This window comes from Cellulomonas sp. ICMP 17802 (assembly GCF_041295535.1).
GTDB lineage: Bacteria > Actinomycetota > Actinomycetes > Actinomycetales > Cellulomonadaceae > Cellulomonas.
Window position 1 is genome coordinate 1 of the sequence record NZ_JBGFQZ010000047.1, and the last position, 14,933, is coordinate 14,933.

Annotated in this window: 13 protein-coding genes; 6 read left to right on the forward strand and 7 right to left on the reverse strand. The window is 75.7% G+C overall.

Features of this window, described 5'->3' with window-relative positions:
* From AB5970_RS18540 to AB5970_RS18560, 5 genes are all read right to left on the reverse strand, one after another.
* Nucleotides 1–1,213: hypothetical protein (locus tag AB5970_RS18540; RefSeq protein ID WP_370505427.1), on the reverse strand; the 1,213-nt coding region annotated here is incomplete at its 3' end.
* A gap of 107 nt (nt 1,214–1,320) precedes the next feature.
* The gene (locus tag AB5970_RS18545) at nt 1,321–3,888 is read right to left on the reverse strand and encodes an ABC transporter permease (protein WP_370505428.1); all 2,568 of its coding nucleotides are present in this window, start codon (nt 3,886–3,888) and stop codon (nt 1,321–1,323) included.
* A 23-nt stretch (nt 3,889–3,911) separates the two neighbouring features.
* A complete protein-coding gene (locus tag AB5970_RS18550) occupies nt 3,912–4,706 on the reverse strand; it encodes an ABC transporter ATP-binding protein (protein WP_370505429.1) in 795 nt (264 codons plus the stop codon).
* 101 nt (nt 4,707–4,807) lie between these two features.
* Nucleotides 4,808–5,524 carry a response regulator gene (locus AB5970_RS18555; protein WP_370505430.1) on the reverse strand — a complete coding sequence of 239 codons (717 nt, stop codon included), beginning with the start codon at nt 5,522–5,524 and terminating at the stop codon, nt 4,808–4,810.
* Entirely contained in the window at nt 5,521–6,834 is a 1,314-nt protein-coding gene (locus AB5970_RS18560; protein ID WP_370505431.1) for a sensor histidine kinase, read from the reverse strand. The genes AB5970_RS18555 and AB5970_RS18560 overlap by 4 nt, the downstream gene beginning before the upstream one ends.
* A gap of 153 nt (nt 6,835–6,987) precedes the next feature.
* On the opposite strand from AB5970_RS18560, the gene AB5970_RS18565 reads away from it, so the two are divergent.
* The 3 genes from AB5970_RS18565 (at nt 6,988) to manA (ending at nt 10,299) form a co-directional block, all read left to right on the forward strand.
* The gene (locus tag AB5970_RS18565) at nt 6,988–7,689 is read left to right on the forward strand and encodes a response regulator transcription factor (RefSeq protein WP_370505432.1); all 702 of its coding nucleotides are present in this window, start codon (nt 6,988–6,990) and stop codon (nt 7,687–7,689) included.
* 3 nt (nt 7,690–7,692) lie between these two features.
* Nucleotides 7,693–9,015 (forward strand): ATP-binding protein, encoded by a 1,323-nt coding sequence (locus AB5970_RS18570; RefSeq protein ID WP_370505433.1) that lies wholly within the window; start codon nt 7,693–7,695, stop codon nt 9,013–9,015.
* An 87-nt stretch (nt 9,016–9,102) separates the two neighbouring features.
* Nucleotides 9,103–10,299 carry a mannose-6-phosphate isomerase, class I gene (gene manA / locus AB5970_RS18575; RefSeq protein WP_370505434.1) on the forward strand — a complete coding sequence of 399 codons (1,197 nt, stop codon included), beginning with the start codon at nt 9,103–9,105 and terminating at the stop codon, nt 10,297–10,299.
* A 23-nt stretch (nt 10,300–10,322) separates the two neighbouring features.
* On the opposite strand, the gene AB5970_RS18580 is transcribed toward manA, so the two are convergent.
* On the reverse strand, nt 10,323–10,817 hold the full coding sequence (locus AB5970_RS18580) for a GtrA family protein (RefSeq protein WP_370505435.1): 495 nt from the start codon (nt 10,815–10,817) through the stop codon (nt 10,323–10,325).
* A 124-nt stretch (nt 10,818–10,941) separates the two neighbouring features.
* Here AB5970_RS18580 and AB5970_RS18585 point away from each other — a divergent pair, with 124 nt between their 5' ends.
* The 3 genes from AB5970_RS18585 (at nt 10,942) to AB5970_RS18595 (ending at nt 13,938) form a co-directional block, all read left to right on the forward strand.
* A complete protein-coding gene (locus AB5970_RS18585; RefSeq protein WP_370505436.1) occupies nt 10,942–12,108 on the forward strand; it encodes a 5-(carboxyamino)imidazole ribonucleotide synthase in 1,167 nt (388 codons plus the stop codon).
* A gap of 91 nt (nt 12,109–12,199) precedes the next feature.
* Nucleotides 12,200–12,739, forward strand: a complete 540-nt coding sequence (purE, locus tag AB5970_RS18590) for a 5-(carboxyamino)imidazole ribonucleotide mutase (RefSeq protein WP_370505437.1) — start codon at nt 12,200–12,202, stop codon at nt 12,737–12,739.
* Between the two features lie 71 nt (nt 12,740–12,810).
* Nucleotides 12,811–13,938, forward strand: a complete 1,128-nt coding sequence (locus AB5970_RS18595) for an acyltransferase family protein (RefSeq protein WP_370505438.1) — start codon at nt 12,811–12,813, stop codon at nt 13,936–13,938.
* Between the two features lie 4 nt (nt 13,939–13,942).
* Here AB5970_RS18595 and AB5970_RS18600 read toward each other — a convergent pair.
* Nucleotides 13,943–14,933 (reverse strand): LCP family protein (locus tag AB5970_RS18600; RefSeq protein ID WP_370505439.1); only part of this gene is annotated, 991 nt, incomplete at its 5' end.

Genomic DNA, 14,933 nt, shown 5'->3' on the forward strand with positions numbered 1-14,933 from the left:
CGGCCGAGACGGCCTGGCGGGGGACGTCGTTCGCCGCGCCCGCCGCCGTGCGGAGCCGCACCGCTCCCGGGCCCACCTCGAGCCGGGCCCGGCACCACGCCGGCACGCCGCGCGCGTCCTCCGCGAGCACCAGCAGGTGGTGCGCGGCCGGCGCCCCCGCCCGCCAGCGCGCCACGGCGGCAGGGTCGGCCGGGTCGTCGACGACGACCAGGCGGTCGGGCACGGTGCCCTCGCTCGCCCAGACGCACCACGCCCACGGGTCGGGGTGCCGGGCGTGCACCGTCACCGTGGCGGCGAGGTGGGTGCCGAGCGCGCCGACGACCACGGCCCGGGCGACGGGCAGCGCGAGGGCGCGGGGGCCGACGACGGCGAGCGAGCCTCCGGGGTCCCACGGCTGGGCCAGCGTCACGGGGTCGAGCGGGGCGGTGACGGCTCGGGCGGTCGCCACGGTGAGGTCCGCCAGGTCGCGGAGGCGGGCGTCCCGGGCCGGGCCGCGACGTCGTCGGACGCGGGCCGCCGCGGCCGTGCCGAGACCGACCAGCGGCATCGCGAGGCCGGCCAGGGCCAGCACCGGCTGCCGGAACACCAGCGCGAGCGCGACCGAGCCCACCAGCGGCGCGAGCCACACCGAGGGCCGGCCGGGGTCGACCGGCGGTGGATCGACCGCCGGCCGCTCGCTCGGCGCACCGCGCAGCACCAGCGTCGTGGCGCCGACCCGCCGGGCCCGGTCGGGCCGGAGGCGACGCCACCGGCCGCGCCGACCCACCCGCAGCCGGACGCGCCGGCCGCGGCGCCGGACCTGCACCCGGGGGAGCGTGGGGTCCCGGACGACGAGCGCGCTGCCGGCGGGTTCCGAGCCGACCGTCGCGACGCCCCCGGAGGGCACCGTGAGCACGCCCCCGCAGTCGGGCCCCGCCACGACCGCCACGTGCCAGGCGGCGTGCGCCGCCGCCGGAGCGAGCGGGGGCGGCCCGGCCCCGGGCCGCAGGACGCACCCGTCGACGAACGGCGGCTGCCCGACCAGGTGGTGGTCGTCCAGGACGACGTCGTCGACCGCGGGCGGCACGTCGGTCCCCGCCCAGCCGGCGTACCCCGTCACCCGGGCCAGCGCCGGCCGGACGGCCGACACCGGGACGCCGACGTCGGCCTCGACGTCCGTCGCGCGAAGCGTGCCGCCACGGGCCGGGTCGGGGTGGAGCAGGGTGAACCGCACCGCCCGACCCTGCCCGGCCGTGCGTCCCCCCGGTGGTCGGACCGCCCGCGGCGGGGAGCGGCCGGCCCGCCCACAGGCCCACCGGTCGGGTGGGCCTGCGGGGAGGGTCAGTCGACGGCGAGCGCCGCCACCGGCGAGGTCCGGGCCGCCGCCCGCCCGGGCAGCACGGACGCGAGCAGCCCGGCGGCCAGCGCGACGACCAGCACGAGCGCCAGGTGCGCCCAGGGCACCACGAGGATCACGTCCCCAAGCTGGCCGAACAGGATCACCGAGCCGGCCCAGCCGTAGAAGAGGCCGAGCCCCGCGCCCAGCACGGCACCGACGCCCGCGATGAGCATGCCCTCGACGGCGAGCATCCAGCGCAGCTGGCGCCGCGACAGGCCGATCGCCCGCAGGGTCGCGGACTCGCGACGCCGCTCGAGCACCGAGAGCGAGAGCGTGTTGGCCACCCCGATCAGGGCGATCACGACGGCGACCCCCAGGAGCCCCACGACCACCGCCAGCAACGTGTCGACCACGCGCTCGTAGGTGGCGCGCTGCGCGCCCGCGCTGCTCACGTCGGCGGGCGTGTCGGGCAGCGCGGCCCGCACGTCCTGGAGCACCAGCGCCGCGTCGGCGCCGGGGTCGAGGCTCACCCAGAGGGTCGAGACCGGGGCCTGCGGGTCCAGGGCGGCCAGCGTCGAGGGCGTCACCAGCGCGGTGATCCCGCCCAGGTCGCTGGCGACGGGCCGCAGCGCCACGGTCGAGCCGCCCTCGACGAGCGTCGAGTCGTCCCACTTCGTGGCGTACGCCGTCGTCGGCTGGCTCACGTCGCTCGCGGAGTCGGCGGACAGCTTGGGCAGCAGCACCGTGCCGTCGGCGAGGTCGTCGACCACGCCCGCGTCCCGCAGCACCGAGGTCACGGAGCCGTCCGCCGGCGCCGCCACGGTGAACCAGGTCTCGCCCACCAGCACGGAGGCGGTGCGCATGGGCAGGACCGTGTGGACGCCGTCCACCCCGGCGACCGCGGTGGCGACCTCCGGCGAGAGCGCGGAGTCGTCGCCGGTCACCGTGCCGTCCACCGTGAGGTCGACGGGGTAGTGCTCGTCGAGCTCCTGCGCCAGCGACACGCGTGCGCTGGCCGCGCCGGTGCTCATCATCGCCACCAGGGTCACGCCGATGAGCAGCGCGGCGCTGGTCGCGGCGGTGCGGCGGGGGTTGCGCACGGTGTTCGCGGCGGCGAGCCGCGCGCTGGTGCCGGTGCGGGCCAGCGCCCGCCCGAGGAGCGAGACGACCTTGGGCACCCAGAACACGGCGCCCACCAGCACGCCGACGAACGACAGCGCCCCGGCCAGGGTCCCCACGCTGAGCAGCAGCGTCGCGTCGCCGCGCCCCGTGCGGGAGAGCACCGTGGCCAGCAGCATCACAGCCACGCCGCCCAGCATGAGGACGAGGGCCGCAGCGAGGCGGAGGCGGCTCCCGCGGGCGCCGACGGCCGGCGCGTCGGCCGGCCGCAGCGCGGCGATCGGCGAGACGCGGGTGGCCTCCCGCGCGGGCACCAGCGACGCCAGCACGGTGACCAGGGTGCCGACGAGCAGCGGCACGAGCACGACCGCCACGGTGACGTCGATCGTGTCGGGCAGCGGCACGCCGAGGTCGAGGCGGCCGAGCACCACGAGCGCGACCTGCGCGAGCACGGCGCCGAACACGAGCCCGACGACCGAGGCGACGGACCCGAGGATCGCCGCCTCGAGCAGCACCGAGCGCCGCAGCTGCCCCTTGCCGGCGCCGACGCAGCGCAGGAGCGCGAGCGTGCGCGTGCGCTGGGCGACGAGCACCTGGAACGTGTTGGCGATGACGAGGGCGGCGACCAGCAGCGCGACCGCCGCGAAGCCGAGCACGACCGTCACCAGCACGTTGCCGCCGTCGGAGAACTGCGCGACCGCCTGCTCGGCGGCCTCGTCCTTGGTGAGCGCCTCGGCGCCGGGCACCAGGGGGGCGACCGCGTCGCGGAGCGCCTGCGGGCTGACCCCGGGCCGGCCGGCCACGAGCGTGTCGGAGCCGAGCTCGGTGAGCGAGCCCACGCCGGCCCAGCGCAGGGCGTCCTGCGGGGTGACCAGGCCGGCCCCGCCGGACTGGGACCACGCGTCCGCGGGATCGGTCGCGATGCCCGTGACGACGACGTCCTCGTCGACGGTCCGCCACTCCTCGGCCGGGGACGTCGCGCCGTCCGAGGGCTGGTCGGTGGCGGCGTCGGAGGGCTGGGACGTGGTCCACCGGACCTGCACGTGGTCCCCGACGCCGACCCCGAGGGCGGTGGCGGTCGCGGCGGGCAGCGCGATCTGCCCGCTCGACGTGGGCGCCGTGCCGTCCTCGACCACCAGCGAGCTGAGGCGGGGGTCGCTCGTCGTCGGCAGCATGAGCTGGTAGCGGCTCTCGCCGCCCTCGCGGACCTCGATGCCGGTCGGCGCGAGCACCTCAGCGGCCTGGACGTCGCTCAGCGCGCGGACCGCGTCGAGCTCCGCGTCGGACACGTCGCCGCTCACGACGATGTCGGCGTCGGCGTAGGTCGCCGTGACGGCGTCGTACCCGGTGCGGGTCATCACGTTGCCGGCGAGCAGGGTGGTGGCCAGGAACGCGGTGCCGATCGCGATGGCGACGGCGGCGGCGGTCAGCCGGCCGAGACTGCGGCGCATCTGCGCCAGGGTGAGGCGCAGCATCAGATGCCCGCCTGGTCGAGCGTGCGCAGGGCCTCCAGGCCGGTGAGCACCGACTCGGGCGTCGGGTCCGCGATGTCGCCGGCGATCCGGCCGTCGGCCAGCAGCACCACGCGGTCCGCGTACGCCGCGGCCGTCGGGTCGTGCGTGACCATGATGATCGTGCGGCCCAGCTCGCGCACCGACCGGCGCAGGAAGCTCAGCACCTCGGCGCCCGACCGGGAGTCCAGGTTGCCCGTGGGCTCGTCGGCGAACACGACCTCGGGCTTGGCGATGAGCGCGCGGGCGATCGCGACGCGCTGCTGCTGCCCGCCGGACAGCTCGGCCGGCCGGTGGGTGAGCCGCTGGCCGAGGCCGAGGGTGGTGACCAGGGTGTCCAGCCACTCGCGGTCGACCGCGCTGCCCGCCAGCTCGAGCGGCAGCAGGATGTTCTGCTCGGCGGTGAACATGGGCAGCAGGTTGAAGCTCTGGAACACGAACCCCACCCGGTCGCGGCGCAGGCGGGTCAGCGCGCCGTCGTCGAGCGACGTGATCTCCGTGGCGCCCAGCCGCGCGGTGCCGGCCGTGGCCTGGTCCAGCCCGGCGAGCACGTGCATGAGGGTCGACTTGCCCGAGCCCGACGGGCCCATGATGGCCGTGAAGGCGCCGGCCTCGAAGTCGACGTCGACCCCGTCCAGCGCACGCACCTCGGCGGCGCCCTGCCCGTAGACCTTGGTCAGCGAGCGTGCGCTCACGGCCACGGTGGCCGGGGTGCGCGGCGGGTCGTCGTCGATCGGGCGGAAGACGGTGGTGTCCACTGGAGGCTCCTTCAGGGCGGTGATGACGCTCCGACGCTACGGAGCCGGTCGCGCCCGCCGCATCAGGCCCGGGGCTGGTCCGCCGTCATCCCGTGGGCCGATCAGGACCCCGGCCGGACCAGCCCGGTCTCGTACGCGACCACCACGGCCTGCACCCGGTCGCGCGCGTGCAGCTTGGCCAGGATGCGGCCGACGTGCGTCTTGACGGTGGCCTCGGCGACGAACAGGTCGGAGCCGATCTCCGTGTTCGAGCGTCCCCGCGCCATGAGCACGAGCACCTCGCGCTCGCGGTCGGTCAGGTCGGCCACCGCGAGACGCGCCGGGTCGGTGGGGGCGCCCGGCTCGTCGGGCGGGAGCACGGTGACCAGGTGCTCGAGCAGGCGCTTGGTGCTCGACGGCGCGATGACGGCGTCGCCCCGGTGCACGGTGCGGATGGCCCCGAGCATCTCCTCGGGCGGGGCGTCCTTGAGCAGGAACCCGCTGGCACCGGCCCGGATCGCCGACAGCACGTACTCGTCGAGGTCGAAGGTGGTCAGCACGATCACGCGGGGCGCGGGGCGGTCGGCCGTGGCGCGCGCGGTGATCTGCGCGGTCGCCGTCAGGCCGTCCATCGTCGGCATCCGGATGTCCATGAGCACGACGTCGACGGGACCTGTGGCCGTGAGCGCGGCCGGGTCGAGCGCGCGCACCGCCTGGGCGCCGTCGCCGGCCTCGAGCACGACCTCCAGGTCCGCCTGCGAGTCGATCACCATGCGGAAGCCCGCACGGACCAGCTGCTGGTCGTCCACCAGCGCGACGCGGATCCGGTCGTCGCTCATCGGGCAGCCTCGTCCTGGTCGATCGGCACGGGTGCGGTCCTCTCGTGGGGTGGTGCGGCGTGGTCGCCCGGGGTCGGCAGCTGGGCGCGGACGCGGAAGCCGCCGCCGGGACGGGGTCCCGCGGTGACGGTGCCGCCGAACATGGTGGCCCGTTCGCGCATGCCGAGCAGGCCCTGGCCGAGGCCGTCGGAGTCCGCCGACGCGCCGCGGCCGTCGTCGCTCACCTCGACGACGATGGCGTCGGGGAGCCACTGCACGAGCACGGTCACCAGGGGGTCCGGGCCGGCGTGCTTGAGCACGTTGGTGAGGGCCTCCTGCGCGATCCGGTAGACCGTGAGCCCCGCGCCCGGCGGGAGCGTCCGGGGCTCGCCCATCCGGACCAGCGAGGCCCGCAGGCCGCTGGCCCGGACCTGGTCCACCAGGGCGCCCACGTCCGACTCGGCGGGCTGCGGCGCGAACCCCTGCGTGGTCCCGTGGCCGATCCCGCCGGGCCCGGGCAGCACGGGCACGGAGCCCGTGGACGGCGAGGGCTCGGCGCTGCCGCGCAGCACCCCGAGCAGCCGTCGCATGTCGGTGAGCGCGGCGCGGCCGGTCTCGCCGATGGTGCCCAGCGCGCGGGTCGCGGCGCTCGGGTCGGCGTCCGCGGCGTACCGGCCGCCGTCGGCCTGGGCGATCATCACGGTGAGGGAGTGGGCGACGATGTCGTGCATCTCGCGCGCGATGCGGGCCCGCTCGGCGGCGGTCGCGATCTGGGACTGCTGGTCGCGCTCGACCTCGAGGCGCTGCGCCCGGTCGACCAGCGCCTCGATGGTCTCCCGCCGGGAGCGCCGGACCAGCCCGAACGCCCAGACGGACAGCGCGACGACGCCGCTGAAGATCGCGGTCGACGCCGCCCCGGGCACGTCGAACCAGCCGTACATGATGAGGCCGAGCAGCACCGACCCGACCAGCGCCCCGACGATCGCGACGCGGTGCGCCCAGCGCGGTCCGTGCACGGTCACGGAGTAGAGCGAGAGCAGGACGGCGATGTCCGCGGGCAGGATCAGCGGCGACAGGAACAGCAGGTGCAGCAGCGCGGCCGTGTAGACGGCCGCGGCGGAGGCGGTCGGGCGGACGCGCCGCCAGGCCAGCGGGGCGACCACCGCGAAGGCCAGGATCGGGGTGGCGACCGTGCGCGTGCCCGACCCCATCGAGCCCGTGATGTCCGTCGACGCCACGACCATGACGATGAGCAGGAACGCCGTGCCGGTGGCGTCGACCGCGAACCGGTGCGCCTCCTCCCAGCGCAGCAGGCGCTCCCATCTGGTCACCCCACGAGGGTAGGCGGCGAGGACGCCCGCGGCGTGCGTCCGCGGGACGACCCGGCGCCCCGCGAGGTCCCCCCGTAGGCGCACACGGTTCACGCGACTCTGTGGGCGTGCCCCTCTGGCGGTCAAGACCGTCCCATGACCTAGCATGGGCGAATGACCCAGGTGCTGCTGGCCGAGGACGATCCCGCGATTGCCGAGCCTTTGGCCCGCGCCCTCGGGCGTGAAGGTTATGACGTGCGCGTGCAAGGTACGGGTCAAGGGGCCATCGACGGCGCCGCGGCGGCCGACCTGGTCGTGCTGGACCTCGGCCTGCCCGACATGGACGGGCTCGACGTCGCGCGCGCCATCCGGAACCTCGGCCTGACCACGCCGGTCCTGGTGCTCACGGCCCGGGCCGACGAGGTGGACCTGGTGGTCGGGCTCGACGCCGGCGCCGACGACTACGTGACCAAGCCGTTCCGGCTCGCCGAGCTGCTGGCGCGCGTGCGCGCGCTGCTGCGGCGCAGCGTCGGCGACCCCGGCGACGAGGACGAGCTGCACGCCCAGAACGTGCGCGTCGACGTCGCCGCCCACCGGGCCTTCCAGGGCGAGCGCGAGCTGCACCTCACGGCCAAGGAGTTCGACCTGCTGCGCGTCCTCGTCGGCGCCGCCGGCACGGTCGTCGCGCGCGAGACCCTCATGCGCGAGGTCTGGGGCTCGGACCCGACGGGCTCCACCAAGACCCTCGACATGCACGTGTCGTGGCTGCGCCGCAAGCTCGGCGACGACGCGAACGCCCCCCGCTACGTCACGACGGTGCGCGGGATGGGCTTCCGGTTCGAGACCGGCGGCCTGAGCTCGGCCGAGCGGGCCTGACCTTTGCGTCGTCGCGTCCTGCAGGCGACGATCGCGGCGGTCACCGTCGCGGTGGTCCTGCTCGGCTTCCCGCTGGCGTTCCTCGGCGCCCAGCTGGTGCGCGAGAACGAGATGCAGGCGCTCCAGTCGCGCGCGTCCGAGGCCGCCCGGGCGGTCGACTTCCGCGTGCAGCAGGACATCGCGCTGACGGACCGGATGCTCGAGAACTACGCCGGCGGCCCGGGCGACATCCCGGCGTCCGTCGTGGTGCGCTCGCCCGACGGCGGGGTGTACCAGGCGGGCGACCGGATCACCGGGCGCAGCCTGTCCGTGGGGGTCACCTCCGACACCGGCGCCACGGTGACCCTCTACGTCTCGTGGTGGGACGTCTTCTGGCTCAGCGCCCGGGTGATCGCCCTGGTCGTCGTCGCCGCGGTCGTGGCGTTCGCCGCCGGGATCGCCATGGCCATCTGGCAGGCCAACCGGCTCACCGCGCCTCTGGTGTACCTCGCCGCGTCCGCCGAGCAGCTGGGTGCCGGGCAGGTGCGTCCGCGCCTGGAGCCGTCGGGCGTGGAGGAGATCGACCTCGTGGCCGCCGAGCTGGCGCGCAGCGCCGACCGCATGGCGGGCCGGCTGGCCGCCGAGCGGCAGTTCGCCTCGGACGCGTCCCACCAGCTGCGCACGCCGCTGACCGCCCTGTCGATGCGGCTCGAGGAGATCATGCTCGCCACCGACGACCCGACCGTGGGCGAGGAGGCGCGCATCTCGCTCGAGCAGGTCGAGCGCCTGGTGCGGGTGGTCGACGACCTGCTGGCCAGCTCGCGCCGGGTGGCGGGCGGCACCACCGAGGCCCTCCGGCTGATCGAGGTGGTGCACCAGCAGGAGGAGGAGTGGCAGCCGACGTTCCAGGCGAGCGGGCGGCGCCTCGTGGTGGAGGTCGACCGGGCCACGCAGGTGCTGGCGACGCCGGGCGCGCTCGCGCAGGTCCTCGCCACCCTGATCGAGAACTCCCTGCGGCACGGGGCCGGCACCACGACCGTGCGCTCGCGCCCGGGCGGCCCGTCGGGCGCGGTCGTGGTCGAGGTGGCCGACGAGGGCGCAGGGGTGCCCGACGACCTGGCGCCGCGGATCTTCGAGCGCGAGGTGACGTCCGGCAAGGGCACCGGTCTGGGTCTGGCGCTCGCGCGCGACCTGGCCTCGGCCGACGGCGGCCGGCTCGAGCTCGCGCAGCGCCGGCCGGCGGTGTTCGCGCTGTTCTTGTCGGGCGTGCCCGCGTCGTTGCGTCCCGACGTGGTGCTGCCGCTGGGCGCGGTGGTGTCGGCCCGGCCGGACCGGCGGCGGCGCTGAGCGGTCAGGCGCGAGCGGGTCTGGCGGGAGCGGACCAGCAAGTACGGTAGAGCGCAGCTGATCGACACCCGCAGGAGAGACAAGGCCGTGTACCGGATCACCCCAGCCACGCAGCACTACGCGTGGGGATCGACCACCGCGATCCCCAACGCCCTCGCCCGCGTGCCCGACGGGCGACCGGTGGCCGAGGCGTGGTTCGGTGCCCACACGACCGCGCCGTCGACCGTCGACTCGGCCGACGGCCCGAGCACGCTCGACGAGGTCATCGCGGCGGACCCGGACGGTCACCTCGGTGCCGACGTCGCCTCGCGGTTCGGGGCGCGGCTGCCGTACCTGCTCAAGATCATCGCCGCGGACGCGCCGCTCTCCCTGCAGGTGCACCCCGGACCCGAACGGGCCCGGTCGGGCTTCGCCCGCGAGGAGGCAGCGGGCATCCCGGTGGGCGCGCCGGAACGCAGCTACCGCGACGCGAACCACAAGCCCGAGCTCGTCTACGCGCTGACGCGGTTCGACGCGATGGTCGGCTTCCGGGCCCCGCGCCGGGCGGCGGAGCTGCTGGCCGACCTGGACGCGCCGCTGGCGGCGGACCTGCACGCCCTCCTGGTCGAGGACCCGACCTCGACCGGCGTCCGTCGGGCGTTCGAATGGCTGCTCCTCCCCGACACCCGGCCGAGCGCCGCCGACGTGGCCAAGTTCGCCGACGCGTGCGCGCGCCGGCTAACGGACGGGTCACCCTCGCCGCGGACCGATCGCACGGTGATCCGCCTCGCGGCGGCCTATCCCGGAGACCCGGGCGCGGTGACGTCCGTGCTGCTGAACCCCGTGACGCTGCGGCCCGGCGAGGCGCTGTTCGTGCCTGCCGGTGCCGTGCACGCGTACCTGAGCGGCGTCGGCGTCGAGATCATGGCCAACTCGGACAACGTGCTGCGCGCCGGGCTCACCCGCAAGCACGTCGACATCGACGAGCTGCTGAGCAACGTGGACTGCGTGGCGGCGCCTCCGATCCGGATCGCGCCCGAGCGGGTCTTCACGTCGACACGCATCTACTACGCCCCGGTGGAGGACTTCGAGCTCAGCGTGACGCGCCTGACCGACGAGGGGGCGACGCGCATCCCGGGGCGCGGGCCGCGCATCGTGGTCTGCCTCGAGGGCGAGGTCGAGATGTCGACCGAGCACGGCGGCTCGGCCACGCTGTCCCGAGGGCAGTCCGTCTTCGTGCCGGCCTCGGACGGATCGCTCACGGCGCTCGGTGACGCCGTGATCATCCAGGCGGACGTGCCCTGACCTCTCGCGGAGCCGCGCGTCCGTCAGCGCGGTCCGGTGAACACCCAACGCTTGTAGCCGATGTAGCGCAGCGCTGTCCCGATCCCGATGCCGATCACCGTCGCGGCGTTGTCGGCGAACGCGTTGGTGAGGTTGAGCGCGTAGTGCGAGAGGGCGAGCGTGAGCACGGGCACCACGGCACCGACCAGGTTGATCGCGGTGAACACGACGAGCTCGCGCGTCGGTCGGTCGGTGCGCTGCCGGGAGAACGTCCAGTGCCGGTTGCCCACCCAGGACACGAGCGTGGCCGCGATGACCGAGATGACCTTGGCCGTCAGCGGCTTGTGCTCGAGCAGGTGCCCCGGGCCGAAGCGCAGCAGGTTGAACAGGCCGAGGTCGACGACGAACGCGACCCCGCCGACCGAGAGGAAGCGGGCGAGCTCGTAGGCGCGGGCGCGCAGCGCGGCGGTCCGCGCGGCGGGAGCGATCGGGGGCGCGGCAGCGGCCGGGTCGACGGTCAGCTCGTCGCTCGCGCTCACGGAGATCCTCGGGATGTCGGGGACAGACGGTCCCGCGAGGATAGCCGCTCATCCTGAGCGTCACCTGTCAGAGTCCCGGCGCAGCGTTTCGGGCGGCTCCGGCGCTCGGCTAGTGTCGTCGCCCGTGACGGCACCCGTGGTGGCAGTGGTGGGCGGTGGGCAGCTGGCCCGCATGATGGCGCCGGCGGCGACCGCGCTCGGTCTCCACCTGCGGGTGCTCGTCGAGAGCCCGACCTCGTCGGCTGCCCAGGTGGTGGTCGACGCGCCCGTGGGGGCGGCGTCCGACGAGGCCGCGATCGTCCGCCTGGCCGACGGTGCCGACGCCCTGACCTTCGAGCACGAGCACGTGCCGAACGCGCTGCTCGACCGCCTCGAGGCCGCAGGCGTCGCCGTGCACCCCGACGCCGCCGCGCTGGTGCACGCGCAGGACAAGATCGTCATGCGGACCCGGCTCACCGCGCTCGGCGTCCCCGTGCCGGCCTGGGCCGCGCTGCCGTCGCGGTCGGAGCTGGACGCGTTCCTCGGGGCGCACGACGGCGTCGCGGTGGTCAAGACGTCCCGCGGCGGATACGACGGCAAGGGCGTGCGCGTGGTCGGTGCCGCCGACGACGTCGCCGACTGGTTCGCGGCCGTCGAGGACGGCACGGGCGTGCCGCTGCTGGCCGAGGAGAAGGTCCCGTTCACGCGCGAGCTCGCGGTGCTGGTCGCGCGCCGGCCGTCCGGCGAGACGCGGACCTGGCCCGTGGTGGAGTCGGTGCAGCGGGACGGCGTGTGCGCCGAGGTGGTCGCGCCGGCCCCGGACCTGCACCCGGCGACGCGCGACGAGGCGGTCGACGTCGCCACCCGGATCGCCGAGGGGCTCGGCGTCACCGGGGTGCTCGCGGTCGAGCTCTTCGAGGTGCCGGGCACGGCGGGCGGCCCCCCGCGCGTCCTGGTCAACGAGCTGGCGATGCGGCCGCACAACTCCGGCCACTGGACCATCGACGGCGCCGTGACCAGCCAGTTCGAGCAGCACCTGCGGGCGGTGCTCGACCTTCCCCTGGGCGACACCGCCGCCCGGTCCGCCTGGACCGTCATGGCGAACGTGCTGGGCAGCGCGCTGCCGGACCCCACCGACGCGCTGGCCGACGTCGCCCGCGCCGACCCCGGCGCCAAGGTGCACCTGTACGGCAAGGAGGTGCGCGCCGGCCGCAAGCTCGGGCACGTGAACGTCAGCGGCGACGACCTCGACGACGTCCGCCGGCGGGCCGTCGCGGCGGCCGGGCTGCTGCGCGGCGACGCGTCCGCCTGACGCGAACAGGGCCCCGGCGGGTGCGGGGGCTGGGTCATGATGGGCGCGCGGCGTCGCCGCGTGCTTGAGGGACGTGCGGACGGAGACGGTGATGGCAGCGCAGGCCCTGGTGGGGATCGTCATGGGCTCGGACTCGGACTGGCCGGTGATGAAGGCGGCTGCCGAGGCGCTGGCGGAGTTCGACGTGCCCGTCGAGGTCGACGTGGTCTCCGCGCACCGCCAGCCCGAGAAGATGATCGCCTACGGCCGCACCGCGGCGGACCGCGGGCTGCGCGTGGTGATCGCCGGTGCCGGGGGAGCGGCGCACCTGCCCGGCATGCTCGCGGCCGTGACCACGCTCCCCGTGGTCGGCGTGCCCGTCCCGCTCGCGTACCTCGACGGCATGGACTCGCTGCTGTCGATCGTGCAGATGCCCGCGGGGGTCCCGGTGGCCACGGTGTCGATCGGCGGGGCGCGCAACGCGGGACTGCTCGCCGTGCGGATCCTGGCGTCCGGCGAGGGGGAGCAGGCCGTCCGCCTGCGGGCGGCGATGACCGCGTTCCAGGCGGACCTGCAGGGCCAGGCCGACGGCAAGGGCGAGCGCCTGCGGTCGCAGACGACGTCCCGGCCGAGCGTGGGGTTCAGCGTCTGACCGTGTGAAGGGTCGGTGTCGGCGGCCCTCTCGGCGTGCGGGTCGCGGCCGGCCTGCCTAGCGTCGAGCGGATGACCGACGCCCCCCGGCCGCGCCTCGCGGCCCTCGACGCCCTGCGCTTCGCCGCCGCAGCGGCCGTGGTGCTCTACCACTTCACTGGTCGCACGAGCAGCGCGTGGGGTGCGGGACAGGCCGATCGCCTGGGCGGGATGGGCCGCTGGACCGCGTACGGCTCGCTCGGGCCCGAGCTCTTCTTCGTCATCAGCGGGTTCGTGATCCTGCTGACCGCGTGGGGCCGGCCCACCGCCCAGGTGGTCGCCTCCCGCGTGGCCCGGCTCTACCCCGCCTACTGGGTCGCGGTGCTGGCCACGGGGGCGCTCCTGCTGCTCGTCTGGCCCGAGGGCAAGGCGATCACGCCGCACCAGGTGCTCGTGAACCTCACCATGCTGCAGTCCGCCGTGGGCGTCGCGCCGGTCGACGGCGTCTACTGGACCCTGTGGACCGAGCTGCGGTTCTACCTGCTCGTCGCGGTGTTCTCGCTGGTCGGCATCACGCGCCGCCGGGTGCTCGCCGTGGCGCTCGTGTGGCCGTGGGCCGCGCTCGCCGCCGAGCACCTCGGTGCGTCGGGCGTGGCGACCCTGCTCATTTCGGACTACGCCCCGCTGTTCGCCGCGGGGATGGCGCTGTTCGTGCTGGTGCGCGACGGGGCGTCCGGCCGCGCCGCGGTGCTGCCGTGGGTGGCGGTCGTCGTCGCCACGGGGCTGGCCGTCGCCCTCGTGGTCCCGTCCCGCCTGGCCGTGCTGGAGCGGACCACCGGCTACCTGCCCTCGGCGACCCTCCTCCGGCTCGCGGTCGTCGGCTGCGTCGCGCTGGTCGCGGTGGTGGTCCTCACGCGCGTGTCGCGCTGGCAGCACGCCGGCCTGGTCACGCTGGGCACGCTCACGTACCCGCTGTACCTGGTGCACGAGTACTGGGGCCTGGCCATCGTCCGGCTCGTCGCCGCCCACGCCCCGGCCGCCGTGGCGCTGGGGCTCGCGCTGCTCGGCGTGACGGTGCTCGCGTGGGCCGTGCACCGGTACGTCGAGGTGCCGTGCGGGCCGTGGTTGCGCCGCGTGACGCTGGTCGCGCTGGAGGGGGGCCGGGCCGTCGTGCTGGACCGCGTGATGCGGGGGCCTCGGCTGGTGCAGGCGATGCCGTGACGGCTCAGGCGCCCGGCACCCCGCCGACGGGACCAGCCGGCAGCGACCCGTCCCGGATCGCGGCGAAGAACGCCGGCGCGGCGTCGGGGTCGAGCTGGACCGTGGAGCCGACCCCGCCGGGCCGGTAGTCCAGGCTGGCGATCGGCGGCGTCCCCGTGATCCCGCCCGGGCCGTTGGCCGCCTTGAAGGCGAGCGCGAGCTTGGCCAGGTCGACGATGCCGGTGCCGTCGCTCACGGTCAGCGCACCGGTGCCCGCGTCGACCAGCGCCACCTGCTGCGACGGGTGCAGCACCAGCTGGGCCGGCCGGACCTTGCCCATGACGGCGCTGATGAGCTGCCGCTGCCGCTCGGCCCGGCCCACGTCGCCCGTGGGGTCGGCCTTGCGCATGCGGGCGAACGCGAGCGCCTGCACGCCGTCGACGTCGTGGCAGCCGGCGGTCCAGACCATGCCCGAGTCGGCGTCGTTCACGTCGACGTCGTGGCACAGGTGGACGCCGCCGACGGCGTCGACGATCTGCTCGACGCCGGCCATCCCGATCTCCGCGTAGTGGTCGATGGTCAGGCCCGTGAGCCCCTCGACCGTCTGCACCAGCAGGGGAGCCTGGCCCCACGCGAACGCGGCGTTGAGCTTGGCGGGGCCGTGCCCCGGGATGTCGACGTACGTGTCCCGCGGCAGGGAGATCAGGGCCGTCGGCCCGTGCGCGGGCACCTGCAGCAGCAGGATCGTGTCCGTCCGGGCGCCCTCGGTGCCGTCGGCGGCGACCCCGCCGTCCGCCCGGGAGTCGGAGCCGGTGAGCAGGTAGGTGGTGCCGGACGTGTCCGCCGCGCCGCTGAGCGCGGGCGTGTGCTGCACCTTGCCGTTGGCCCACACGACCAGGCCGATGGGCCACACGAGCAGCGCGGCGAGCACCAGGACCGTCACGGCGGCGATGACCGGGCCGCGCCGGCGGTGGGTCGGTGCCGTCGGCGGCGACCCCGCCGTCCGCCCGGGAGTC